The organism is Neotabrizicola sp. VNH66 (assembly GCF_049445895.1).
GTDB lineage: Bacteria > Pseudomonadota > Alphaproteobacteria > Rhodobacterales > Rhodobacteraceae > Pseudogemmobacter.
On sequence record NZ_JBMSDW010000004.1, the window covers coordinates 154,010 to 177,998 of the forward strand.

20 protein-coding genes and 1 pseudogene are annotated in these 23,989 nt (G+C 65.9%); 10 read left to right on the forward strand and 11 right to left on the reverse strand.

Features of this window, described 5'->3' with window-relative positions; genetic code table 11:
- Positions 1-69: 69 nt before the first annotated feature.
- The 10 genes and pseudogenes from ACO2Q5_RS07645 (at position 70) to lpdA (ending at position 10,870) form a co-directional block, all read left to right on the forward strand.
- On the forward strand, positions 70-1,266 hold the full coding sequence (locus ACO2Q5_RS07645) for a hypothetical protein (protein ID WP_423289573.1): 1,197 nt from the start codon (positions 70-72) through the stop codon (positions 1,264-1,266).
- Positions 1,267-1,486: 220 nt separating this feature from the next.
- On the forward strand, positions 1,487-2,680 hold the full coding sequence (gene sucC / locus ACO2Q5_RS07650) for an ADP-forming succinate--CoA ligase subunit beta (RefSeq protein WP_423289575.1): 1,194 nt from the start codon (positions 1,487-1,489) through the stop codon (positions 2,678-2,680).
- 85 nt (positions 2,681-2,765) lie between these two features.
- Positions 2,766-2,948 (forward strand): hypothetical protein, encoded by a 183-nt coding sequence (locus ACO2Q5_RS07655; RefSeq protein WP_423289577.1) that lies wholly within the window; start codon positions 2,766-2,768, stop codon positions 2,946-2,948.
- An 84-nt stretch (positions 2,949-3,032) separates the two neighbouring features.
- Entirely contained in the window at positions 3,033-3,917 is an 885-nt protein-coding gene (gene sucD / locus ACO2Q5_RS07660; RefSeq protein WP_423289578.1) for a succinate--CoA ligase subunit alpha, read from the forward strand.
- Positions 3,918-4,029: 112 nt separating this feature from the next.
- Positions 4,030-6,996: a 2-oxoglutarate dehydrogenase E1 component gene (locus ACO2Q5_RS07665; RefSeq protein ID WP_423289580.1), complete on the forward strand. Its 2,967-nt coding sequence runs from the start codon at positions 4,030-4,032 to the stop codon at positions 6,994-6,996.
- A 60-nt stretch (positions 6,997-7,056) separates the two neighbouring features.
- Positions 7,057-8,277: pseudogene (gene odhB / locus ACO2Q5_RS07670) on the forward strand (2-oxoglutarate dehydrogenase complex dihydrolipoyllysine-residue succinyltransferase); the annotation flags it as partial.
- A 95-nt stretch (positions 8,278-8,372) separates the two neighbouring features.
- A complete protein-coding gene (locus ACO2Q5_RS07675) occupies positions 8,373-8,612 on the forward strand; it encodes a hypothetical protein (protein ID WP_423289582.1) in 240 nt (79 codons plus the stop codon).
- A 1-nt stretch (position 8,613) separates the two neighbouring features.
- Positions 8,614-9,009 carry an MAPEG family protein gene (locus tag ACO2Q5_RS07680; RefSeq protein ID WP_423289584.1) on the forward strand — a complete coding sequence of 132 codons (396 nt, stop codon included), beginning with the start codon at positions 8,614-8,616 and terminating at the stop codon, positions 9,007-9,009.
- The gene (locus tag ACO2Q5_RS07685; RefSeq protein ID WP_423289586.1) at positions 9,006-9,401 is read left to right on the forward strand and encodes an MAPEG family protein; all 396 of its coding nucleotides are present in this window, start codon (positions 9,006-9,008) and stop codon (positions 9,399-9,401) included. Before ACO2Q5_RS07680 ends, ACO2Q5_RS07685 begins: the two co-directional genes overlap by 4 nt.
- 80 nt (positions 9,402-9,481) lie before the next feature.
- Positions 9,482-10,870: a dihydrolipoyl dehydrogenase gene (gene lpdA, locus ACO2Q5_RS07690; RefSeq protein ID WP_423289588.1), complete on the forward strand. Its 1,389-nt coding sequence runs from the start codon at positions 9,482-9,484 to the stop codon at positions 10,868-10,870.
- A 36-nt stretch (positions 10,871-10,906) separates the two neighbouring features.
- Here the strand turns inward: lpdA and ACO2Q5_RS07695 are convergent, their stop codons facing one another.
- The 11 genes from ACO2Q5_RS07695 to cysT form a co-directional block, all read right to left on the reverse strand.
- The gene (locus ACO2Q5_RS07695; protein ID WP_423289590.1) at positions 10,907-13,261 is read right to left on the reverse strand and encodes a sulfatase-like hydrolase/transferase; all 2,355 of its coding nucleotides are present in this window, start codon (positions 13,259-13,261) and stop codon (positions 10,907-10,909) included.
- The gene (locus tag ACO2Q5_RS07700; RefSeq protein WP_423289592.1) at positions 13,258-14,529 is read right to left on the reverse strand and encodes a hypothetical protein; all 1,272 of its coding nucleotides are present in this window, start codon (positions 14,527-14,529) and stop codon (positions 13,258-13,260) included. The genes ACO2Q5_RS07695 and ACO2Q5_RS07700 overlap by 4 nt, the downstream gene beginning before the upstream one ends.
- Positions 14,530-14,531: 2 nt before the next feature.
- The gene (locus ACO2Q5_RS07705) at positions 14,532-15,686 is read right to left on the reverse strand and encodes a DUF1501 domain-containing protein (protein ID WP_423289594.1); all 1,155 of its coding nucleotides are present in this window, start codon (positions 15,684-15,686) and stop codon (positions 14,532-14,534) included.
- 2 nt (positions 15,687-15,688) lie between these two features.
- The gene (locus ACO2Q5_RS07710; protein WP_423289596.1) at positions 15,689-17,020 is read right to left on the reverse strand and encodes a DUF1800 domain-containing protein; all 1,332 of its coding nucleotides are present in this window, start codon (positions 17,018-17,020) and stop codon (positions 15,689-15,691) included.
- A 9-nt stretch (positions 17,021-17,029) separates the two neighbouring features.
- Positions 17,030-17,725, reverse strand: coding sequence for an FkbM family methyltransferase (locus ACO2Q5_RS07715; protein WP_423289598.1), 696 nt, complete (start codon positions 17,723-17,725; stop codon positions 17,030-17,032).
- A complete protein-coding gene (locus ACO2Q5_RS07720) occupies positions 17,722-18,612 on the reverse strand; it encodes a hypothetical protein (protein WP_423289600.1) in 891 nt (296 codons plus the stop codon). The genes ACO2Q5_RS07715 and ACO2Q5_RS07720 overlap by 4 nt, the downstream gene beginning before the upstream one ends.
- The gene (locus tag ACO2Q5_RS07725; RefSeq protein WP_423289602.1) at positions 18,609-19,424 is read right to left on the reverse strand and encodes a hypothetical protein; all 816 of its coding nucleotides are present in this window, start codon (positions 19,422-19,424) and stop codon (positions 18,609-18,611) included. Before ACO2Q5_RS07725 ends, ACO2Q5_RS07720 begins: the two co-directional genes overlap by 4 nt.
- A 16-nt stretch (positions 19,425-19,440) precedes the next feature.
- Complete coding sequence (locus ACO2Q5_RS07730; protein ID WP_423289604.1) at positions 19,441-21,303, reverse strand: glycosyltransferase family 2 protein; 1,863 nt, start codon at positions 21,301-21,303, stop codon at positions 19,441-19,443.
- A 189-nt stretch (positions 21,304-21,492) separates the two neighbouring features.
- Positions 21,493-22,212, reverse strand: a complete 720-nt coding sequence (locus ACO2Q5_RS07735; protein ID WP_423289606.1) for a sulfate/molybdate ABC transporter ATP-binding protein — start codon at positions 22,210-22,212, stop codon at positions 21,493-21,495.
- A 71-nt stretch (positions 22,213-22,283) separates the two neighbouring features.
- Positions 22,284-23,156 (reverse strand): sulfate ABC transporter permease subunit CysW, encoded by an 873-nt coding sequence (cysW, locus tag ACO2Q5_RS07740; RefSeq protein ID WP_423289608.1) that lies wholly within the window; start codon positions 23,154-23,156, stop codon positions 22,284-22,286.
- A complete protein-coding gene (cysT, locus tag ACO2Q5_RS07745; protein WP_423289610.1) occupies positions 23,149-23,985 on the reverse strand; it encodes a sulfate ABC transporter permease subunit CysT in 837 nt (278 codons plus the stop codon). Before cysT ends, cysW begins: the two co-directional genes overlap by 8 nt.
- Positions 23,986-23,989 lie beyond the last annotated feature (4 nt).

Below are 23,989 nucleotides of genomic sequence, written 5' to 3' on the forward strand. Positions count from 1 at the left end.
AAAAGGCTGGCCGGACTTGACCTCTCCGCCCGGAAGGCGCGTAGTCCGGGAAAAGCTTGGGAGGTTTCCATGCGCCACGCTGTTTTTGCTGCCGCTTTAGCCCTGATGCCCCTGCCCCTTCTGGCCGATCCTGCGCCCCTTTCGGCGGAGATTGCCGCGCAGGGCCTGTCTGCGACCGAGGCGCGGCTGGCGGCGCTGACCGACCCCGCGCCGCCGGATCTTTTCGCGCTGGCGGGCTTGCGGTTCCTGACCGGGATCGAGGCGGCGCTGCAGCTGCGCTGGCAGACCGGCGCCCGGTCGGACTGGTCGGAATTGCCGGTGCTGCGGTTGCCCATCCCGGAGAACCCCGCGCCGCGACCGTTTTCCGGCGCCGATCTGGAGGCCTTGCTGACCGGCCTTGCGGTGGACATGACCGCCGCACAGGTGGCGCTGAACCAGTTGGGGCCGCGCGACTTTGTGCTGGAAATCGCGGTGGATGACCTGTGGTTCGACATCAATGCCAATGCCGCGCGCGATCCGGGGGAGTCTTTGGCCGAGGTCGCCGGGCTTGCGCTTGGCGGGCGGGGCATGACCGGGGCGGATGTGGCCTCGCCCGTCATCCGCTTTGACACCGCCGATGCGGCCTGGCTGTCGGCCTATACCCATTTCCTGTCGGCCTTTGCCGAACTGGCGCTGGCCTATGATCCGGCCCCGGCCGTGGACGGAGTAATGGCCTCTTCGGCGGCGATGTATGACCTCTGGGGCGAGACACCGCCGTCCAACGCTTGGGATTTCATGTTCGGGCGGCAGGTGGACCGGGTGGCGATGGTGCTGAATGCGCTGGCCCAGCAGCCCGACCCCGAGCGGACCCGCAGCGCCCATGCCCATCTTCTGGCCATGGTCGAGGAAAACCGCCGGTTCTGGGCATTGGTGGAGGCCGAAACCGACAATGAGCGGGAGTGGATTCCGAACGACCGGCAAATCTCGGGGCTGGGCATCGCCATGCCGCCGGGTCTGGGCGAACGCTGGCAGGCGGTGCTGGCCGATGCCGAAAAGATGCTGAAGGGGGAATTGCTGATCCCGCACTGGCGCTATGGCGCAGAGGCGGGAATCGACCTGCGGCTTCTGTTCGAAAACCCGCCACGGGTGGATCTGGTGGGCGTGGTGCAGGGGGCGGCGCTGCTGCCCTATGCGCGGAAGGGCCTCCTCGCCTCGCCCCTGTCGTGGAACGAGTTTTCGCGGCTGGTGCAGGGCGATGCGATGCTGTTCGCGGTGCTGCTGAACTGATGCCGCGATGCGGCGAATCATGTTGGCGCAAACAAGCCGCAGCCGGTTTCCACGGACAGGTGATCACAGGATTCCGAACTGTGATCACACCCTGAAAACCTGTGATCACAAAGCGCGGATTTTTGCCGCCATTGCTGTGCAGCTGGGCGATTGAGTTTGTCGCGGAGGCGGTTCCATGCCAGAAAGCCCGCAAATTCATCACCGAATACGGGACGCTCAGATGAACATTCACGAATATCAGGCCAAGGCGCTGCTCCGGTCCTACGGGGTTCCGGTGTCGGACGGCCGCGTCGTGCTGAAGGCCGAAGAGGCCAAGACCGCCGCGGGCGAGATGGACGGGCCGCTCTGGGTCGTGAAATCGCAGATCCATGCTGGCGGCCGCGGCAAGGGCAAGTTCGTCGAGCCGGAAGCCGGCGAAAAGGGCGGTGTCCGTCTGGCCCGGTCGGTCGAGGAAGCCGCCGAATTCGCCCGCCAGATGCTGGGCCGCACGCTGGTCACCATCCAGACCGGCCCGGCCGGCAAGCAGGTGAACCGCATCTATATCGAAGACGGTTCGGACATCGAGCGCGAGCTGTATCTGGCGCTGCTGATCGACCGCAAGACCAGCCGCATCTCGATTGTCGCCTCGACCGAGGGCGGGATGGACATTGAAGAGGTCGCCCATTCGACCCCCGAAAAGATCCTGACGATCACCGTCGATCCGGCCACCGGCCTGCAGGATTTCCATGGCCGCCGCGTGGCCTTTGCGCTTGGCCTGAAGGGCGCGCAGGTCAAGCAATGCGTGTCCATCGTCAAGAAGCTGTATCAGCTGTTCATCGACAAAGACATGGACATGCTGGAAATCAACCCCTTCGTGGTGATGACCGACGGCAACCTGAAGCTGCTCGACGCCAAGATGGGCTTTGACGGCAACGCCATCTACCGCCATCCCGACATCGCCGCCCTGCGCGACGAGACCGAGGAGGATGCCAAGGAACTGGAAGCGTCGAAGTTCGACCTGAACTATATCGCGCTGGACGGCGAGATCGGCTGCATGGTGAACGGCGCCGGTCTGGCGATGGCCACCATGGACATCATCAAGCTTTACGGTGCGGAACCGGCCAACTTCCTGGACGTGGGCGGCGGCGCGACGAAAGAGAAGGTGACCGAGGCGTTCAAGATCATCACCTCGGACCCGAACGTCAAAGGCATTCTGGTCAACATCTTCGGCGGGATCATGCGCTGCGACATCATCGCCGAAGGCGTGCTGGCCGCGGTGAAGGAAGTCGGCCTGAAGGTTCCTCTGGTCGTCCGTCTGGAAGGCACCAATGTCGATCTGGGCAAGAAGATCATCAATGACAGCGGTCTGAACGTGATCGCCGCCGACGACCTGTCGGATGCGGCACAGAAGATCGTCAAGGCGGTCAAGGGCTGATCCGCACTATACGGGGCGGCGGCGGGTTGGCCCGCCCCGCCGACAGCTGATTTCGTTCCGTCATCGCAGACAAGGAAAGCTCCTCATGCGCCTGACACTCACCGTTCCTGCCCTTCTGATGGCCCTTGCCCTGTCGGGCTGCGGCGCGGATCTGCTGACGGCCCATCCGGGCAATGTTCCGCAAATCCCCGCCGTCTGCGCCGAGCAATCCGCGCTGGCCACCCAGGGCCGCAGCGACGGGCGCGAAATCCGCATCATCTGCCCGTAAGGGGCGGATGACCCGACCGAAACCTGACGGCGGCCCGCGCATCCGCACCGCCGGTTGAACAGAACATTCTGCAAGGAGGCCCGGATGGCCGTTCTCGTTGACAAGCAAACCAAGGTGATCTGCCAGGGCATCACCGGCAGCCAGGGCACCTTCCACACCGAACAGGCCATTGCCTACGGCACCCAGATGGTCGGCGGCGTGACCCCGGGCAAGGGCGGGTCCGAGCATCTGGGCCTGCCGGTGTTCGACAGCGTCCATGACGCGGTGGCAAAGACCGGCGCCGATGCCAGCGTCATCTATGTGCCGCCGCCCTTTGCGGCCGACTCGATCCTTGAGGCGATCGATGCGGAAATCCCGCTGATCGTCTGCATCACCGAAGGCATCCCGGTTCTGGACATGATGAAGGTCAAGCGCGCCCTCATCAATTCGAAGTCGCGGCTCATCGGGCCGAACTGCCCGGGCGTCATGACCCCGAACCAGTGCAAGATCGGCATCATGCCGGGCTCCATCTTCTCTCCGGGGTCGGTGGGTGTGGTGTCGCGTTCGGGCACGCTGACCTATGAAGCCGTGAAGCAGACCACCGACGTGGGTCTGGGCCAGTCTTCGGCCGTGGGCATCGGCGGCGACCCGATCAAAGGGACCGAGCATCTGGACGTGCTGGAGATGTTCCTGGCCGATCCGGAAACCCATTCGATCATCATGATCGGCGAAATCGGCGGCTCGGCCGAAGAGGAAGCCGCGCAGTTCCTGGCCGATGAGAAGAAGCGCGGCCGCTGGAAGCCGACCGCCGGTTTCATCGCGGGCCGCACTGCCCCTCCGGGCCGCCGCATGGGCCATGCCGGTGCCATCGTGGCCGGCGGCAAGGGCGATGCCGGGTCGAAGATCGAAGCGATGAAATCCGCAGGCATCGTCGTGGCCGACAGCCCGGCGGGCCTTGGCGAAGCCGTGCTGAAGGCGATCAAGGGCTGAACGCCCATGCTTTAACCGGGCCTTCACAGGTCCGGTTCCTACCTCCCGAAGGGCGCGGACGGGAGGCCGCGCCTTTCCGACATGAAACCCGCTCCCGTCTGGGAAGGCAAAGATGACCGATCAGAGCCCCAACGCCGCTTTCAACGCCTCGTCCTTCATGGATGGGGCCAATGCCGATTACATCGATCAGCTGCAGGCGCGCTATGCCGCGGACCCGGCCAGCGTCGATGCGCAATGGGCAGAGTTCTTCCGCGCCCTGGGCGAGGCTGAAACCGATGCGAAGAAGGCCGCCGCCGGTCCCAGCTGGGCCCGGGCCGACTGGCCGCCCGTGCCCTCGGACGATCTGACCGGCGCGCTGACGGGCGAATGGCCCGCCGCCCCGGTGAAAGAGACCAAGGCCGCGGCGAAGAAGATCGCCGACAAGGCCGCCGATGCGGGCGTCGCCCTGACCGAGGCGCAGCTGCAACGCGCCGTGATCGACAGCATCCGCGCGCTGATGATCATCCGCGCCTACCGGATCCGCGGCCATCTGGCGGCCGATCTCGACCCGCTGAAGATGCGGGACGAGGCCGCGCACCCGGAACTGGACCCCGCCTCCTACGGTTTTGCCGAAGCCGACATGGACCGGCCGATCTTCATCGACAACGTTCTGGGACTGACCCATGCGTCGATGCGCCAGATCATCGACATCCTGAAGCGCACCTATTGCGGCACCTTCGCGCTGCAATACATGCATATCTCGGACCCGGAACAGGCCGCCTGGCTGAAGGAACGGATCGAGGGTTACGGCAAGGAAATCGCCTTCACCCGCGAAGGCCGCCGCGCCATCCTGAACAAGCTGGTCGAGGCGGAGGGCTATGAGAAGTTCCTGCATGTGAAATACATGGGGACCAAGCGCTTCGGTCTGGACGGCGGCGAGGCACTGATCCCGGCGATGGAACAGATCATCAAGCGCGGCGGCGCGCTTGGCGTGAAGGAAATCGTCATCGGCATGCCACACCGCGGCCGCCTGAACATTCTGGCCAATGTGATGGCCAAGCCCTACAAGGCGATCTTCAACGAATTCCAGGGCGGCAGCTACAAACCGGATGAAGTCGAAGGCTCGGGCGATGTGAAGTATCACCTCGGCGCCTCGTCGGACCGCACCTTCGACGGCCAGACGGTCCACCTGTCGCTGACCGCGAACCCCAGCCACCTTGAGGCGGTGAACCCGGTTGTTCTGGGTAAAGTCCGCGCCAAGCAGGACCAGTACAATGACGCGGCTGAACGTGTCGCCGTTCTGCCCATCCTGCTGCACGGCGACGCGGCCTTTGCCGGTCAGGGCGTGGTGGCGGAATGCCTGCAGCTTTCGGGCATCAAGGGGCACCGCACCGGCGGCTGCATCCATATCATTGTGAACAACCAGATCGGTTTCACGACCGCGCCGCACTTCAGCCGCACGTCGCCCTATCCGACCGACATCGCCCTGATGGTCGAGGCGCCGATCTTCCACGTCAACGGCGACGACCCCGAGGCGGTGGTCCATGCCGCCCGCGTGGCGACCGAATTCCGCCAGAAGTTCCACAAGGATGTGGTGCTGGACATCTTCTGCTACCGCCGCTTCGGTCACAACGAAGGCGATGAGCCGATGTTCACCAACCCGGTGATGTATCAGCACATCCGCAAGCAGAAGACCACGCTTCAGCTTTACACCGAACGTCTGGTCAAGGACGGCCTGATCCCCGAGGGCGAGATCGAGGATATGAAGGCCGCCTTCCAGGCCCGCCTGAACGAAGAGTTCGAGGCCGGGAAGAACTTCAAGCCGAACAAGGCCGACTGGCTGGACGGGCGGTGGAAGTCGCTGCAACCGCAGGGCGCCGACAACTATCAGCGTGGCGAAACCTGGATCAAGCCGGAGACTTTGGCCGAAATCGGCGGCGCGCTGACCCGCGTGCCCGACGGGTTCGAAATCCATAAGACGGTGGCCCGTCAGCTGGAAGCCAAGAAGAAGATGTTCGAATCCGGCAAAGGCTTTGACTGGGCCACGGCCGAGGCTTTGGCCTTCGGTTCGCTTCAGGTCGAAGGGTTCCCGGTGCGGCTGTCCGGTCAGGACTGCACCCGCGGCACCTTCAGCCAGCGCCATTCCGCCTTTGTCGAACAGAACACCGAAGAGCGTTACTATCCGCTGAACCACATCCGTCCCGGCCAGGCGCGGTATGAGGTCATCGACTCGATGCTGTCGGAATATGCGGTTCTGGGCTTCGAATACGGCTATTCGCTGTCCGAACCCAATGCACTGACGCTGTGGGAAGGCCAGTTCGGCGATTTCGCCAATGGCGCGCAGATCATGTTCGACCAGTTCATCAACTCGTCGGAATCGAAATGGCTGCGGATGTCGGGCCTTGTGGTCCTCTTGCCGCACGGGTTCGAAGGTCAGGGCCCAGAGCATTCCTCCGCGCGTCTGGAACGGTTCCTGCAACTCTCGGCCGAGGATAACTGGATCGTCGCCAACTGCTCGACCCCGGCGAACTATTTCCACATCCTGCGCCGCCAGCTGCACCGCGACTTCCGCAAGCCGCTGATCCTGATGACGCCGAAGTCGCTGCTGCGTCATCCGCTCTGTGTCTCCGAGGCTGCGGATTTCACTGACGGCTCCACCTTCCACCGCGTGTTGTGGGACGATGCGCAGAAGGGCAATTCGGAGCTGAAGCTGAAGGCCGACGATCAGATCCGCCGCGTGGTCCTGTGCTCGGGCAAGGTCTACTACGACCTTCTGGCCGAACGCGATGCCCGCGGTCTGGACGATGTCTACCTGCTGCGCGTCGAACAGCTCTATCCGGTGCCGACCGTCTCGCTGACAGTGGAACTGTCGCGCTTCCCGAATGCCGATTTCGTCTGGTGCCAGGAGGAGCCGAAGAACCAGGGTGCCTGGTCCTTCATCGAGCCGGAGCTGGAAACCCTGCTGACCAAGACCCGCGGCGGTGCCACCACCCGCGCCCGCTATGCCGGTCGTGTCGCCTCGGCCTCGCCCGCCACGGGTCTGGCCAGCCGCCACAAGGCCGAACAGGCCGCACTGGTCGATGCCGCGCTGACGATCTGAACCCTTTGCGCCCCCTGCCCCGGGGGCGCACCCGAAATTTCTGACTGACGCCCGCCAAGGGCTGGGAGTGAAAAGATGACTGACGTGATGGTCCCCGCCCTGGGTGAATCGGTGTCCGAAGCCACCGTCTCGACCTGGTTCAAGAAGGTTGGCGATACGGTCAAGCAGGACGAAATGCTGTGCGAGCTGGAGACCGACAAGGTCTCGGTCGAAGTGCCCTCGCCGGTGGCCGGTGTTCTGGCCGAGATTCTGGCGCCCGAAGGCACCACGGTCGCGGCGAACGCCCGACTGGCCATCGTGACCGAAGGCGCCGTGGGCGCCGCCCCGGCCCCCGCCGCCAAGGCCGAAGCAGCCCCGGCCCCGGCCCCCGCCGCAGCTCCGGCCGCGAAGGATGTCGAAGACGCGCCCTCGGCCAAGAAGGCCATGGCCGAAGCCGGCCTGTCGCGCGATGCCGTGCAGGGCACCGGCAAGGATGGCCGCGTCATGAAGGAAGACGTGGCCCGTGCGGTCGCCGCCCCCGCGGCTGCGGCGCCTGCCGCCCCGGTGTCGATCCCGCGCGCGCCCGTCCCGGCCGATGACGCCGCCCGCGAAGAGCGCGTGAAGATGACGCGCCTGCGCCAGACCATCGCCCGCCGCCTGAAGGACGCGCAGAACACCGCAGCCATGCTGACCACCTATAACGAGGTGGACATGTCCGGCATCATGGAACTGCGCAACGCCTACAAGGACCAGTTCGAGAAGAAGCATGGCGTCAAGCTGGGCTTCATGTCCTTCTTCGTGAAGGCCTGCGTGCATGCCCTGAAGGAAGTGCCCGAGGTCAATGCCGAGATCGACGGCACCGATGTGGTCTACAAGAACTACGTCCATATGGGCGTGGCCGTCGGCACGCCCTCGGGCCTTGTGGTGCCGGTGGTGCGCGACGCCGACCAGATGTCCTTTGCCGCGATCGAGAAGAAGATCGGCGAATACGGCCTGCGTGCCCGCGACGGCAAGCTGACCATGCAGGAAATGACCGGCGGCTCCTTCACCATCTCGAACGGCGGCGTCTATGGCTCGCTGATGTCCTCGCCGATCCTGAACCCGCCGCAGTCGGGCATCCTTGGCATGCACAAGATCCAGGACCGCCCGGTGGTGGTGAACGGCCAGATCGTCATCCGCCCGATGATGTATCTCGCCCTCAGCTACGACCACCGCATCGTTGACGGCAAAGGCGCCGTGACCTTCCTCGTCCGCGTCAAGGAAGCGCTGGAAGACCCCCGCCGCCTGCTGATGGATCTGTGATCCCGGACCGGCGCAGGGAACCATATCCCTGCGCCGGACGCTCCTTCCGCAGGTCGGGCAATCCTGCCCGCCCCGCAACCGGCCGGAGCCTTGCCATGACCCAGCTTCTGATCCAGACCACCGCCCCCGACTTCACTGCCTGGAAATCCACCTTCGACGCCAAGGCCGAAGATATCGACAGCGCCGGGCTGAACACCCTGCAGATCTGGACCGCCGACGGCAGCCGCGTCCTGGTGCTGTTCGAGGTGGTCAACCGCAAGCGCGCCGAGGACTGGCTGGCGAAGGAATCCGCCCTCGGCCATCCGCTCAGCCCGCTGTTTCTGGAAACCGCCTGACATGACGCCCGAACTTGCCGCCCTCTCCGCCACCGCGCTGGTGCATTTCGCCAGCGTGATGGTGGCACAACGGTCGCTGACCCGCGACATCGGACGGGACGGCAATATGGGCACGCGCGAGGGGATGGAGGAGCGGCTTTCCCCCGTCACCCTGCGCCTGCGCCGGGCGAATGCCAATTTCACCGAGAATATCGGCCCCTTCATCATCGCCGTGGTCGTGGTGGTGCTGGCGGAAAAGACCTCCGCTCTGACCGCGGCGCTGGCCTGGGCCTACGTCGTGGCCCGCATCCTTTATGTGCCCGCCTATGCCTTCGCCTGGGTGCCGGGGCGCAGCCTGATCTGGTCCGCGGGCTTTTTCGCCACGCTGGCGCTGTTATTCCTGGGGCTTTTCGGATGATGACAGCAGAACTGACCGCCCTTGCCGCCGCCGTTCTGGTGCAGATCGCCACTCTGGTCATCATGGCCCTTGTTGCCAACCTGCACCTCGGCACCCGCATCACCGCCGGTCCCCGCGACGGCCCGCTGCCGCCGATCCCGAAACGGCTGGGCCGGCTGATGCGCGCGGTGACGAACGGCTTCGAAGGGCTGGCGATGTTCGCCCCGGCCGCGCTGATCATCGCCGTCTCGGGCCAATCCACCACGCTGACCGCAACGGCCGCTTGGGTCTATGTCGCGGCCCGCATCCTCTATCTGCCCGCCTATGCCTTTGCCTGGGTCCCGTGGCGGTCTGCCATCTGGGCCGCGGGCTTTGCCGCAACCCTTGTGCTTCTGGTGTCAGCCCTCTTCTGACTCCATTCATCTGTTCATAAATATCCCGCGGGGGTCCGGGGGCGCGAAGCCCCCGGCCTGCGGTTCCAAAGGAGACCACCATGGCAGACTTCGACGTGATCGTGATTGGCGGCGGCCCCGGCGGCTATGTCGCGGCCATCCATGCGGCCCAGCTGGGGCTGAAAACCGCCTGCGTCGAAGGGCGCGAGACGCTGGGCGGCACCTGCCTGAACATCGGCTGCATCCCGTCCAAGGCGCTATTGAACGCCACGCACCACCTGCATGAGGTGCATGAGAACTTTGAAAAGATGGGCCTGATGGGCGGCGCGCCCACGGTCGACTGGACGAAGATGCAGGCCTACAAGCAGGATGTGGTGAACGGCAACACCAAGGGCATCGAATTCCTGTTCAAGAAGAACAAGGTGACCTGGCTGAAGGGCTGGGGCTCGATCCCCGCCGCCGGTCAGGTCAAGGTGGGGGACGAGGTCCACAACGCCAAGAATATCATCATCGCTACCGGCTCGGAACCCTCGGTCCTGCCGGGCATCACCGTGGATGAGGAGGTCGTCATCACCTCCACCGGCGCGCTGGCCTTGGGCAAGATCCCGGAAACGCTGGTCGTCATCGGCGCGGGCGTCATCGGGCTGGAAATGGGCTCGGTCTATGCCCGCCTCGGCACAAAGGTGACCGTGGTGGAATATCTGGACGCCATTACCCCCGGCATGGACGGCGAAGTGGCGAAGTCCTTCCAGAAGATCCTGACCAAGCAGGGCTTCACCTTCGTGCTCGGCGCGGCGGTCCAGTCGGTGGAACGCACGGGCGACACCGCCAAGGTGTCGTGGAAGCTGCGCAAGGACGACAGCGCCGGCGAGATCACCGCCGATGCCGTCCTCGTCGCCACCGGCCGCAAGCCCTATACCGCCGGTCTGGGGCTGGAGGCGCTTGGCGTCGAGATACTGCCCCGCGGCCAGATCAAGGTGGACAGCCACTGGCAGACCAGCGTGCCCGGCGTCTATGCCATCGGCGATGCGGTGCCCGGCCCGATGCTGGCCCACAAGGCCGAGGATGAGGGCATGGCGGTGGCCGAAGTCATCGCGGGCAAGCACGGCCATGTGAATTATGACGTGATCCCCGGCGTCGTCTACACCACGCCCGAGGTGGCCAGCGTCGGCAAGACCGAAGAGCAGCTGAAGGACGAAGGCCGCGCCTACAAGGTCGGCAAGTTCCCCTTCATGGGCAATGCCCGCGCCAAGGCGGTGTTTCAGGCCGACGGCTTCGTCAAGCTGCTGGCCGACAAGGAAACCGACCGCATTCTGGGCTGCCACATCATCGGGCCGGGCGCGGGCGACCTGATCCATGAGGTCTGCGTGGCAATGGAATTCGGCGCCAGCGCGCAGGATCTGGCGCTGACCTGCCACGCCCACCCGACCTATTCCGAGGCGGTGCGCGAAGCCGCCCTTGCCTGCGGTCTGGGCGCGATCCACGCCTGAGCGTCTTCGGGCCGGTCCCTTCCGGGGGGTCCGGCCCTACTCGTCTTCCTCGACCATGGCTTTGCGGCGCTTGCCCGGGCGCTCCACCGCGTCGCTGGCACTGCCCTGCGCCACACGCGCGGCCACCGCAGCGGCATCCGCCACCCCTTCCAACAGCACGGTGCACAGGCCCAGCGTCAGGGTCACCCCCTGCGACCCCGCCATGATCTGCGGCGCGGCGGGCCAGTCTTCCAGCACGATCCGGTCTTCATCTGTCCAGTCGGTGATCCGGCACACCCCGCCATAGGCGATGCGATAGGTGTTGCCGCCGGGGCCGCCGGTCACAAGGTTCTCGCCCGGGCCGATGTGGAAGATATGCGCGCCCAAGCCCGCCTTTACCGTATTGCGCCCCGGTCCGGTGTGGATGATCGAACTGCGGTCGCCATCGGTGATCGTGTCATTCCCCGGCCCGCCATAGATGCGGTTGAACCCGTCGCCGCCCTGAATGACATCATCGCCCGCGCCGCCGTCCAGCGTGGCCCGGCCTGCCGCGCCGATCAGCGTGTCATTCCCTGGCCCGCCGTAGAATTCGTGCCAGTCATTGCGGCGGCCCGAGACGGCGACCAGAAGGTCATCCCCCGCCCCGCCGCGGAAGACGGCGCCGGCATAGACCGGGCCGAACATCCGGTCGCCGCGGTCGCTGCCCTGCACCTCGACCGGGACGCGTTCTGAGGCTTCAAAGGTGATGGCGCTGTCCGGATGGGCCACCACCTGATAGGCCCGCGGGGCATGGCCTTCGCCCTCTTCGCGGGAGGTCACCGTGCCGATCCGCAGCGTGCCGATCCCGGCAGGCACCCGCAGCACATGGTCATCCGGCCCGCCCAGATACCACAGCACATGGTCAGCGCCGGGGCTGGCCTGCACACGGTCCGCCGCGGCGCCATAGGCCCAGACATGGGCACCGCCCGGCGGCAGTTGCAGGGCCACGGTGCCGTCCATGGCCATCATCGCGGTCAGGCCGCTGTCCGGCGCCTCCATCCCCGACAGGTCCAGCCCCAGCCTTGCTGCCGCCGTCACCAGTTCGGCGCGGAGCGCAGGCGTTTCCGCGCCGCCGGCAAGGTTCGTCGTCTCGCCCGGATCGCGGACCACGTCATAGACATGCTCCTCGCCGTTCGGGTAGCGGAAATAGCGCAGATGCTCCAACCCCGGGACCGAGGGGCGCACCGACAGGGTGCCGAAAACCGCCGTCAGCGGCGATTGCGCGCGGTCATAGGCGCCGAAGCTGTCGTCCACCAAGGGCAGCAGGCTTTGGCCTGAGGTCCAGTCGGGCCGCGGTGGCAGACCGGCAAGGTCCAGCAGCGTCTTTGGCAGGTTGTGCAGGGAAACCGGGCAATCGACCACCTGCCCGCCGGGCATGTCGGCATGCCAGAGGCCAAGGGGCACATGGGCCGCACTGTCCCACTGGCTCATCTTGTGGAAACTGTCATGGGTGCCAAGGTTGAACCCGTTGTCCGACACCAGCAGCACCGTGGTATTCTCCCCGAAGGAAGAGGCACGGAGCGCGTCCATGAACCGGCCGATCTCATGATCAACATGCGAACAGGCCGCGAAATAGCCGCGGACCACCTGCCGCCATGCCTCATCCCCGGCCTTTTCGGGCGACCAGCGGCCGTTGACGATATAGGCCATCTCATAGACCGCCATACCGGGCTGCGGGCCGTGGTAATCTTCAGGATGCGCGCTGCGCGGCCAGACAATCCGCGCCGGATCATACATCTGATAGAACCGGTCCGGGCAGGTCAGGTTGTAATGCGGATGCTTGAAGCCCAGCTGGATCAGGTGCCGCCGCGCCGGGTCCGCCCGGCCCAGAAAGTCGATCGCATTCTGCGCGACGCTGTGGTCGTAAAACGTATGGTCAAAGCTGCCGTCGTCGTCCGGGTGGTTCACCCCCTCGATCCCCGGCCCCTTGTCCAGATAGGCATGGACCCGCCGCCGCTTGCCCACGTCATCGGCGGGGATATCCTCGTGAAACAGGATGCGGCGATACTCCTCCGGCATCGGTTTGTAATTGGCATCGGTCTTGCCGGTGGTCATGGTGTGGAACCCCGCCCGGCGCAGGTCATAGACCCAGCTTGCCGTGGGCGGCAGCGCATCGCGCCAGAAGCGGTTCAGGTCCACCAGCCCGGTGACGAAGGGGGAAAGGCCCGTCGACACCTCGGCCCGGCAGGGGGCGCAGAGGGGGATCGTAGCATAGGCATTGGCAAAGCGGGTACCCTCGGCCATCAGCCGGTCGATGTTGGGCGTGCGGATCGTCACGCCAAAGGCATCGCGCCAGGTGAAGATGTCGATCATATCGTCGATCCAGATCAGGCAGATGTTGCCGTCGCGGATCGTGTCGCGGGTAAAGCTCATGGCGCTGTGCCTTGCGGATGAAGGGGCAGATCGGCAGGCAGCGCCCAACGGTGCAGCCCCCCCGCCGCCCAAGTGTCGCGGAGGGTGGACGGCCCGCCGATGGCCAGCCGCAGCCGGGCCGCAGTTCCGGTCAGCGGCCGGTCCAGCGTCAGGACCACCACCTGCGGATCATCCGGGGCAATCGCCACGCCGGTGATCTGCGCCGGATCACCCGTCAGGGCAAAGCCCGCGGCGGGACCGGCCCCGAACAGATCTGCCGCGTCGACCACCAAATCCGCCAAAGCGCGGAAAGTCACGCGGATCTCGGCCCCCCGATGCTCAGCCAGCAGGGGCAGCGGGCAAAGCCAGTCCTGCCCTTGTTCCACCGCCCGCAGCGCATGGGCGTCCATCGCGGCCAGCATATCGCGCCCTGCCTCGGTCAACCGCCCGAACCCATCCCGCGCGGCCATATAGCCGGGCGCGGTGATCCGCAGGCGGTGCGGGCCGGGGCACCATGCCAGTTCCCACCATGCCGGGGTGGACGGGTGATCCCCGTTCTCGGCGCAGGCCAGATAGACTGGCGGGGCCAGCCCGCGGCGGCGCATCTCCTCGCTCAGCCGCGTCATCAGCGCACGGATGCCCTCGGCAAAGCCTGTGCTGTCGGTGCCCAGATCCTCGGCCCCGAATTCCAGCCCCACGGCCAGAACCTGCGCCGGGCGCCCCAACGTCTCAGCGGCCATACAGAGATTGTCCAGCGCGGTGACCAGATTGGCCATGGCCAGCCCGCCGGACAGCGCGCCAAGGCTGGCGCTGGCATCCGTTTCGGCCCGGGTCAGGATCAGCGGCAGGCCCCGGCGGTCGCGGTAGCGCAGGTCCAGCAGATGATCGGCCACCAGCGCCTCACGGCTGCGGTGCGGCAGATGTTGCAGGGAGGAGACCGGCTCGGCCCGCGCGGTGCCCTCCAGTCCCACGGCACCAATGTGGTCTGCGGGGGCCAGCACGTTGAACCGGAACTGCGGCGGCCCGGCATTGAACCCCGCCCGCCGTGCCCCGCCGATCCCGAGGATCGCATAAAGCGGCCCCGGCGCATCGGCCAGAATATCCCCGCCCGCCCGCGACCGCAGATAGGCGCGCGCGCCATCCTCCAGCCGCGCGTCGAACCGCAGCCAGCCGCCGTCTTCGCGCAGGTTCCATGCGTCGATGTCGCCCAGCAATTCCTCCGGATCCAGCCGCGCGGGCGCAGCTTCTGCGTCACGCCTTCGGCGCCGCTCCTGGCTGTCCCGGCCCATGGTCAGCGCACCAGCCCGTAAGGCGTGGTCAGGTCCAATGCAGGAAATACCGTCGCAGCCAGATCAGAGAGCCTGAGGCCGAACATCGCATGCAGAAGGCTGGCCGCATGTCCGCGCACATCCTCGGTCGGCATCAGGTCGCGGCGGTCCAGAAGGCTGGCTTCATCCAGCCCGGGCCAGTTGCCGTGGATCTTTCCGCCGCGCACCGCGCCCCCGGCAAGAATGGCCGCCCCGCCGGTGCCGTGATCAGTGCCCGCTGTGCCGTTCTCGGCCGCGGTGCGGCCGAATTCGGTCAGGGCCAGAATGGCGGTGCGGTCCCAGTTGGCGCCCAGTTCGTCCTTCAGCGTGAGGAACAGGCTGGTCAGCGCCATCAGACGGCGGGAAATCGCCGCTTCCTGATTGTGGTGGGTGTCCCAGCCCGAGAAGGAGAAGGCCGCGATCCGCGCCTCGGCATTCAGGCGGCCTGCAACATACTGGCCCAGCATATCTTTCTTTTCCTTGGGATCGGCGGCCTCCGTCTCGTCCCGCAGGGCAAGGGCTTCGGCATAGGCGGCGGCAAAGGCCGGGTCGCCCGCATAAAGATCGCCCAGAAGGTCCAGCCCCTGCGCCGAAAGCGCGCTGTCGGCCACCGGCAGCCAGTGGCGCGCGGGGGCCTTGCCCTCTAGGATGAGCATCGGCTCCTGCCCGATGGCCACCGCCATTTCCGCCCTAGCACCCGGCATCAGCTGGATCGCGCGGTTCAGCCAGCCATCGGCCGAAGCGGTCAGGTTGCCACCGGGGGCATCGCCGCCATTCTCCAGAAAATCCTGCCCGGTAAAATGACTGCGGCTGCGATAGGGCGTGGCCACCGCCGTGGCAAAGGACAGTTCACCCGCCTGCCACAGCGGCATCAGATCGGCACAGGCCGGATGCAGCGCAAAGAAGCCGTCCAGATCCAGCGGATCGCGCAGCGCATGTCTGGTCAGCCGCGGCCGCAGCGCCATCAGCGCCGGGTCGCCCAAGGGACGCAGCAGATCCAGCCCGTCCATCGCGCCGCGCAATACGATGACGACCAGACGGTTCTCTCCCGGCGCCGCGGCAAAGGTGACCGGCGTGAACAGGGGCGCCGCTGCCGCGGAACAACCGATCAGGAAATTGCGTCTGGACAGGACCGCCATGGCTACCTCCGCTGAAAGACCGGGGCGCCCAGCAGCACCGCCACGCCTTCCCACCGTTGTTCCGCGCGGGACGCGGCACGGATCGTGTCGGCCTCGGGCCCTTCCGTGCCGTCGCCCAGCACAAAGCGCGCCAGATCGGCAGGCAGCGCGCCCTCGCCCAGCTTCTGCGCCAAAGTCTCGGCCCAAGCCAGCCGCGCCGCCAGATAAGGCGCCGTCACCCAGCCCTCGGCCATCTCCGGCCAGCCATCGGGACCGGGCGCCCGCAGCGGCTGTTGGCCCATCGTCCTCAGCGCCTCGCTCAGCGCCAGCTTGACCTTGCGGCCCCCGGCGATGTCCGGCGTGACGCCAAGCGCACGGAGGCTGGCCGCCAGATATTCATGGGGGCTGCGGACCTTCCATCGACCCGGATCGGCCGCGGAAGGATGGCTCAGCAACACCTGATAAACCGGTCGCAGATCGGACCCGCCCGCCAGATAGGCCGCCGCCAAACCCGCCACCAGATCGGCGGGCGGCACGTCGGCGATGAAATGCCGCGCCAGCGCCAGCGCCACGCTCTCCGCCGTTTCCGGCCGCAGAGCCACGGTCTCAACCAGCCGGGCAATCTCATCCGGGCCGTTCAGGTAGGTCTGGCCGAGAATGATCTTCTCGCCCGGCTCGGACCGCGCGCTGTCAAACCGCGCGCCCTCTTCGTCATAGCGCATGCCGGCGAACAGCCGCGCCAACTCGGTCACATCCGTCTGGCTGTAGCCCACACCGCCCATGGTGTGCAGTTCCAGAAACTCACGCGCATAGTTTTCGTTCAGGCCCTTGCGCTGCTTCTGTCCGAAGGGAGAGTTCGGCCCGACCGAAGCCGCCTGATCCAGATAGACCATCATCGCCGGATGCCAGGCCGAGGCGGCCAGCATATCGGCAAAGCGCCCGCCGATATGAGGGCGGATCGCCTCATCCCGATAGGGACCCATCAGGAATTCCACCGGGCCGCGGCGCCAGGCCACGGTCAGCCGGTTGGCCCAGAAATTCACCAGTCGTTCGGCAAAGCCCGCGTCCGACAGCACGGGGTCCCACAAATAGGCCTGCACATCGGCCGCGGCGCGCTGCCGCAGCTGCTTGATCGCCACATCGGTCTTGGGACCGCCGGCCTTCATTGCCTGCTTCTCGCGTTCCTGATCCGCCAGAAGGGCCAGACGGTCGGCAAGGCCATCCTCCCGCTCAGGGGCGGGCAGGGAAAGCTGCGCCAGGAGCCGGTCGGGATCGACACCTGTGCCTTCAACCCGGTCGCCCGGGGCCGGCCCATAGCCGAAGCGCGTGAATTCGGTCAGAGAGCCCGTGGCCACGCCCGCCCCCTAGATCCAGTCCAGATAGATGCGCCCGGCATGGGGCGGCTCTTCCATACGCGCGCGCAGATCGCGGTAGCGGGCGCGCAGGTCCTTGAACTTGCGTTCATGCGTCTCGACCACCATGCAGCGGATGCTGCCCAGAAGGCCAGTGTCCTCCAGCGCCTCGAGAATGTCGAGTTCGGCGCCCTCGATATCCATTTTGATCAGCGCGATATCGCCATGCCTTGCGATCAGATCGCGCAGCAGATCGGGGAAAGACAACAGGCTGACCTCGATCCCCTCGCTTTCGTCGATGCTGCGGCCCCCGGCGACGATCGTGCTTTTGACGCTGGCCCCGGTGGGGTTGTCGCCGAAATTCGCGGCCCGCATCAGACGGATCGTGCCCGCGGTGGCACCCACGGCGGCATTGTGCAGGGTGACATTCTCCAGCCCGGCGCTGGCGCGGCTCAGTTCCGCAAAGGCGAAGGGGTCCGGCTCAAACGCATGGACATGGGCGCCGGTGGCGGCCAGCCGGGCGGTGACCTTGCCCACATTGGCCCCGCAGTCCAGCACCACATCCCCCGGACGCAGCATGGCGCAGACGCCCGCCAGAAACCCCTCGGCCGAGGCTTTGCGCAGGTTCCGCTTGTGGCGGCGGATCAGGTCTTCCGGCGACTTCACCGGCTTTTCCGGCCGGTCTGCCGGGTCTGCGGCCAGGGTCATGCCTCTTCCTCCTCGGCCGCCGCGCCGTTCAGGTTGCGGATATAGGCCACGCCGAATTCCTCGCGCTGCATGGCGCGACCCGTGGCCATCAGCCCGGTTTCGCGCAGCACGGCGAAGTTGCGGTAATGCACGGTCTTGATGCCGCGGTTTTTCGGCAGGGGCTTGCCGCGCAGCTGACCGCCCAGAATGAAATGCTCTTCCTCGGGCAGGATGTTCCAGCGCATCCCGGCACGCTGAATGGCCAGAGGCAGGGTCATCTGGTCCAGATAGGGCCGCCGCTTCGGCAGGTCGGTGTCGCGGTCCAGTTCGCGCGCGGTGTCATACCAGACATCGGGGAACCGGCCCTGCGGCCCGGCCGCTTCGGGGAACAGGATGAAGCCCGCGCTGAAATAGGGCACCACCGGACCAAGCGCCTTCTGCCGCATGAGCACCAGCCGCTCCTCGGGGACGGGCATGTCGAAATGCGCATAGATCCGCTCCCACGTCGCATGGTCACCCCATTGCATCGACGCGGCCATCGAACAGGACACATGTCCGGGCTTCACCAGCGCCGAAGGCGTGTTCGGTTCCAGAAACAGCACGTCGCTGTCGACAAAGGCGGAAAACTCCGTCTCGCGCTTTTGCAGGCAGGCCACGATCTTGTTGCCATGGGGATAGGGCTCGTCCCACATCCCTTCGGTCTTCATCGGCCTGACCTCGGCCCCGGCCATGGCATGGGCCTTCAGCACCGCCGGGTCCAGTTCACCCATGCAGTGTTCGGGGCAATAGCCCACGGCCTTCACCTCTGGCCCGAAATTCTGCCGGATCGAGGCCAAGAGCATGCAGGCCATGATCTGATAATCCGGCGGCTCGACGATGTAGAACAGCGTCAGCGAGGGGGTAGTCATTCCTCCAGCGCCTTCGTCGGGTCAACACCGATGTGGTCGCACATCCGCGCCACATAGGAATTGGGCAGCGGCGCGTTCTTGCGCCACCACGGCCGTGTGCCGTTGGTGTAAAGATGGACCGACAGCGTCTTGTCGGTGAAGTGCCCCTCGACCCTTCCATAGGGGTCGAAGAACACATCGTTCAGCTGGAACGGCACCGGATACAGCACGTCATGCGTCAGCGCCTTGTCGTAATCGCCGGTCTGCTGCGCGAAATAGGTGAAAGCCTGCGGGCCGAAGGAGGTGCGTTCGGCATTGTAGATCCGCACCGCCTGCGGCAGCGAACGGTCCTGCTTGTCCAGCCGCTTGCGCTGCTGCTTGTTGAACCAGGCTGGGGCCTCGGGCAGGTTGTCGTAATAATCCAGCAGCGCATCCATCAGCGCGCCCTTCTGCGGGATATAGACCACCCCGCAGTTCAGCGCGCCACGGAAGCCGTGCCCGGCGTAGATATGCGTCATCTCATCCGGGAAGGGCGCGTGGCAATAGGCATCGCAGTCGATCCAGACGGCATCTGTCTTCTGGATCATCTTGTAGCGGAAGACGTTGGACAGGAACGACTCAGACGTTTGCGAGACGATGCCCATGTCGATCGTCATGATCTCGGTCGCGGGGCGCACCTCCACCCCTTCGGGGACGTTGTCCACGGCTTCGGTGCAATAGAGCGTGGTCGGGTGCCCCTGCCGGATGTGCGACAACAGGCACAGCTGGTTCAGGTAATGCAGGCGCGGCCCGATCCAGAGCGAGGCAACCGGGCGGCGGGTGGGCGTGGACATCAGGCGTCTCCGTGGGTCATCCGGCAAAAGCGCCGGGAAAGGAAGAAGGCGAAAGCGGTGCCATCAGCCCGCCCGCAGGCAGCCGGATGGCCAGATGATCGGCGGGCGGCAATTCGCCCACGGCGGCCAACGCGGCGCGCAGCACCGGGAAGGCGCGGATGTAATCTTCGCGCGCGTCATAGGCGGCCCCGGCCAGAACGATCTGTGCCGGGCTCTGCCCCGCAGCCAGCATGGCGGCGGCCAGAGTGGCCCCGTCTGGCGCCCCGTCGCCCAGCAAAAGGCTGTCGGGCGCGTGGTCCCGCAACAAAGCCACAAGATCCGTCAGGCCGCTGATCAGCCGCAGGTTCGGCCCCTGCACCAGCCCGTTCTCTGCCCAGACCGCACCGATCAGCCGCGTGCGGGCGGCGTCGGGTTCGTGCACCACCTGCCGCAGCGCGGGCACCGTGCGCGCCAGATGCGCTGCCCGGAAGCCGCAGCCCGCGCCCAGTTCCAGATGCATCCGGCTTTGCGCCAGAAGCCGCGGCAGACCGCGGGCCAGCTGGCGTTCATATTTGCCCGTGGTCATCAGCCCCAGCCCGGTCGCGGTGAAAAACCGCGGATCGGCAGGCAGGCGGATATCATGGTTCGGATGCCAGCCGACATTGACCGGCCCGTCCGCGACGGGATTGTCCACCAGAAGCATCGCGCGCTGTGGCGGCGCCACGGCGGCCTTTTCCTTGCGGTCCGCCTTCTGCTTTTCGCTCGCGTCCTTTTCGACCCGGCTCATCAGCGCGGCAATCTTTTCGGGGTCGCGCGCCTGCGGCGGCTTGGCCACCACATCGGTGATCGGCACCTGCGAGGCGGCCTTCAGCCCGGCGACCAGCTCATTATAGGCCTCGGTCCCCTTGAACTCGGCCAGCCGCCCCTCAGCCCGGGCCAGCGCGGCGAAATGCAGGCGGTTCAGTTCCGGGTCGGTAAGGAGATGGTCGAAGATCCGCTTCCGCTCCGCCGAGTAACGCAGCATGGACTCGTCCCGCACCTCGTTCCGGTCCTGAAGCGCCCAGTAATCGGCGTTATATTTGTCCTTCTTCAGGTTCACGTTGCCGCGGAATTTGCGGATCGCGTAGCTGTCGATCGACTTCACCGCATAATGGTTCATCTGGCACCAGTCATAGCCGATGGTGCGGGTGATCGACCGCCATCCGCGGAACTTGAAATAATCCTCCATCGGCCGACCCGAGCCGTTCAGCCATTTCACGCTGTCGGGGAAGCCGGTTTCCAGCCATTTGCTTTTCATCTTGGGCCGGTGGATGCCCAGCTTCCAGTAATCGGGATCGAACTTGAACAGGGTCTTGGTGCCCCAGCCCTTGTTCCAGTCCGGCGGCGCGGCCATCAGATATTGTTCGGTCACCGGGTCGCGCGACCAGTCATGCACCCCGCCCGAGCCGAAGATGCGCCATGTGATCACAACGCCGTTCGCGCCCTGTGCCACGGTGGCGTCCAGCATGTCGTTCAGCGTGCCGTCGCCGTATTTGATGCACAGGAATTCGTCCGCGTCGAAGACCAGCACCCAGTCGCTTTCGCCGACCAGCGGTTCTTCCTGCGCGTAGTTCAGCGCCGAAGGCTGCGGCCGCAGGCCTTCGGGAATGATGTTGCGGCGGTGATGGGCCAGCCCCAGCTCCTCCAGCCGGATGAGCATGTCATCGGTGCCGTCGGAACAGTCGTTCGTGTAGACGACGATGTCGGTGAAACCGACCGCAAGGTGATGGGCGATCCATTCCAGAACGAAGGGGCCCTCGTCCTTCATCATCGACACGGCCGTCACCCGGCCATGCCGGGACGGCGGCCGTTCCAGAAACGGCCGCGGCGCCTTCGGGGCCGTCTTGTCGGCCTTCGCCATGGGTCTACCCCGCCCTTCCGGCCCCCGATGCGGGGACCGCTGCCTGCCTTGCCGTTTCTTTCGGGACGTGCCGCGCGTCACCGTATTTATCGCAACAATTTGTATGCGTTTCGGAAACGGCTGCCAAGAGTCCTGACAGGCAGTTCATGACCCAGAACCCTTTCCAAAGGGTTCAAGGCGAGGAAGGCGTCAGGCGGTGATGAATTCCCGGACGAAGGGCGTGGCCGGGCGGGCCCGGATGTCGGCCGGTTTGCCAATCTGTTCGATGCGGCCCATCGACATGACCACCACCAGATCGGCCAGCTCCATCGCCTCTTCCTGATCATGGGTCACGAAAACCGTGGTCAGCCCGGTTTCGTCATGGATGTCGCGCAGGCCCTGCCGCAACTCCTTGCGCACCTTGGCGTCCAGCGCACCGAAGGGTTCATCAAGGAGAAGCATCCGCGGCTCGATCGCCAGCGCGCGGGCGAGAGCCACCCGCTGCCGCTGTCCGCCGGACAGTTGCGAGGGGTAGCGGCTGCCAATGTCAGGCAGCTGGATCAGGTCCAGAAGTTTCGTCACCCGGCGGGCGATTTCCGCCTTGGGCGGCCGGCTGGCGCGCGGGCGGGCATTCAGCCCGTAGGCAATGTTCTCGAACACCGTCATATGGCGGAAGAGCGCATAGGACTGGAACACGAAGCCCGCCCGCCGCTGCTGCACGGTCAGGCCGGTGGCATCCTGCCCGTCAAAGAGGACCCGGCCAGAGGACGGGAATTCCAGCCCGCCCAGAATGCGCAGAAGCGTGGTCTTGCCCGAGCCGGACGGCCCCAGAAGCGCCACCAGCGCCCCCGAGGGGATGTTGAGCGAGACCGGAGTCAGCGCGGCCGTGGTGCCGAAATCCTTGGCGATCTCATCAATCTGGATATGCATGGCGTCTTTCCTTTCCGAAACCGCCGGGGGCGCTGCCCCCGGACCCCCGGGATATTTCGACCAGTATGAAATCAGTGGCGGCGGGTGGCTGACAGCGCGTCGGCATGGCGGAGTTCCAGCGCGGTTTTCAGCAGCAGGGTCAGCAGCGCGAGAAGCGCGAGAACGGCAGCCATCGAGAAGGCGGCCACCGAGAGATATTCGTTATACATCATCTCGATGGTGATCGGCATGGTGGCCGTCTGGCCGCGGATCTTGCCCGAGACCACCGCCACCGCCCCGAATTCGCCCATGGCGCGGGCATTGCACAAGAGAACGCCATAGAGCAGGGCCCAGCGGATGTTCGGCAGGGTCACCGTCCAGAAGGTGCGCCAGCCGCTGGCGCCCAGGGTCAGGGCCGCTTCTTCCTCGGCCCGGCCCTGTTCGATCATGACCGGGATCAGTTCGCGCGCGACGAAGGGGAAGGTGACGAAGACCGTGGCCAGCACGATGCCCGGCAGGGCAAAGACGATGGGATAGCCCTGTGCCACCAGCCAGCCGCCAATCGCGGAATTGGCCCCGAACATCAGCACGATGCAGAGCCCCGCCACCACCGGAGAGACCGAGAAAGGCAGGTCGATCAGGGTGATGAGGAAGGCCTTGCCGCGAAAGTCGAACTTGGTGATGAACCACGCCGCCGCGATGCCGAAGGCCGCGTTCAGCGGCACGGCGATGGCGGCAATGAGCAGCGTCAGCTTGATGGCCGACAAGGCATCGCGATGCGCCAGACTTTTGACCGCGGCAGCCCAGCCCTTGGCCAGAGCCTCGGCAAAGACGGCAGCCAGGGGCGCGAAGACGAGGATGGCCAGCCCGAAGACCGCCAGCCCGATCAGGCTCCAGCGCACGGCACCGGATTCCTGGGTGGCAGGGCGGAAACGGCGGGCGGGGGCGAAGGTTGCGTCAGACATATCCGATCCTCCGGCGGCTCCAGATCTGGATGAGGTTGATCGCCAGGAGCATGGCAAAGCTGATCGTCAGCATGGCGATCCCGATGGCCGCCGCGCCGTCATAGTTGAACTCTTCCAGCTGGATGACGATGAGGAGCGGCGCGATCTCGGTGACGAGGGGGATGTTGCCCGCGATGAAGATCACGCTGCCGTATTCGCCAACTGCCCGGGCGAGCGCCAGCGCAAAGCCGGTCAGCGCAGCGGGCGTCAGCATGGGCAGGATGACCCGGCGGATCGTATAGGCCCGGCTGGCGCCCAATGTCGCGCTGGCCTCTTCCACCTCTTTCTCGATCTCTTCGATCACCGGCTGCACGGTGCGGGCCACGAAAGGCAGCCCGACGAAGACCAGCGCGATGAAGATGCCCCATTGGGTATAGGCGATCTTCATTCCCAGTTCCTTGGCCAGTGCCCCGAAAGCCCCGTTCGGGGCATAAAGCGCGGTCAGGGCGATGCCAGCCACGGCCGTGGGCAGGGCGAAGGGCAGATCCACCGCGGCATCCAGAATGCGGCGGCCGGGGAAGCGGTAGCGCACCAGAACCCAGGCGAGGATGACGCCGAAGACCAGATTGAACAGCGCCGCGAAGAAGGACAGCCGGAATGACAGGAACAGGGCCGCCCAGACCCGTTCACGGTTCACCGTCTGCCAGATGCCGGCTGCACCGTAATGGGCGCCCTGCAGAAGCAGGGCGCCGATGGGCAGCAGCACGACGATGGACAGCATCGTCAGGGTGATCCCCATGCTCAGGCCAAGACCTGGCATGGGGGACCGGTGCAGGAGGGGTCTGCCCATCCGT

Coding starts and splice junctions, on each gene's coding strand:
- ACO2Q5_RS07715 (WP_423289598.1), bottom strand. CDS start 17,725: ATGACCCTGGCCGCAGACCCGGCAGACCGGCCGGAAAAGCCGGTGAAG.
- sucD (WP_423289578.1), top strand. CDS start 3,033: ATGGCCGTTCTCGTTGACAAGCAAACCAAGGTGATCTGCCAGGGCATC.
- ACO2Q5_RS07680 (WP_423289584.1), top strand. CDS start 8,614: ATGACGCCCGAACTTGCCGCCCTCTCCGCCACCGCGCTGGTGCATTTC.
- ACO2Q5_RS07730 (WP_423289604.1), bottom strand. CDS start 21,303: ATGGCGAAGGCCGACAAGACGGCCCCGAAGGCGCCGCGGCCGTTTCTG.
- ACO2Q5_RS07705 (WP_423289594.1), bottom strand. CDS start 15,686: ATGGCGGTCCTGTCCAGACGCAATTTCCTGATCGGTTGTTCCGCGGCA.
- ACO2Q5_RS07645 (WP_423289573.1), top strand. CDS start 70: ATGCGCCACGCTGTTTTTGCTGCCGCTTTAGCCCTGATGCCCCTGCCC.
- ACO2Q5_RS07665 (WP_423289580.1), top strand. CDS start 4,030: ATGACCGATCAGAGCCCCAACGCCGCTTTCAACGCCTCGTCCTTCATG.
- ACO2Q5_RS07655 (WP_423289577.1), top strand. CDS start 2,766: ATGCGCCTGACACTCACCGTTCCTGCCCTTCTGATGGCCCTTGCCCTG.
- ACO2Q5_RS07675 (WP_423289582.1), top strand. CDS start 8,373: ATGACCCAGCTTCTGATCCAGACCACCGCCCCCGACTTCACTGCCTGG.
- ACO2Q5_RS07725 (WP_423289602.1), bottom strand. CDS start 19,424: ATGTCCACGCCCACCCGCCGCCCGGTTGCCTCGCTCTGGATCGGGCCG.
- sucC (WP_423289575.1), top strand. CDS start 1,487: ATGAACATTCACGAATATCAGGCCAAGGCGCTGCTCCGGTCCTACGGG.
- ACO2Q5_RS07685 (WP_423289586.1), top strand. CDS start 9,006: ATGATGACAGCAGAACTGACCGCCCTTGCCGCCGCCGTTCTGGTGCAG.
- cysW (WP_423289608.1), bottom strand. CDS start 23,156: ATGTCTGACGCAACCTTCGCCCCCGCCCGCCGTTTCCGCCCTGCCACC.
- ACO2Q5_RS07735 (WP_423289606.1), bottom strand. CDS start 22,212: ATGCATATCCAGATTGATGAGATCGCCAAGGATTTCGGCACCACGGCC.
- ACO2Q5_RS07695 (WP_423289590.1), bottom strand. CDS start 13,261: ATGAGCTTTACCCGCGACACGATCCGCGACGGCAACATCTGCCTGATC.
- ACO2Q5_RS07700 (WP_423289592.1), bottom strand. CDS start 14,529: ATGGGCCGGGACAGCCAGGAGCGGCGCCGAAGGCGTGACGCAGAAGCT.
- lpdA (WP_423289588.1), top strand. CDS start 9,482: ATGGCAGACTTCGACGTGATCGTGATTGGCGGCGGCCCCGGCGGCTAT.
- cysT (WP_423289610.1), bottom strand. CDS start 23,985: ATGGGCAGACCCCTCCTGCACCGGTCCCCCATGCCAGGTCTTGGCCTG.
- ACO2Q5_RS07720 (WP_423289600.1), bottom strand. CDS start 18,612: ATGACTACCCCCTCGCTGACGCTGTTCTACATCGTCGAGCCGCCGGAT.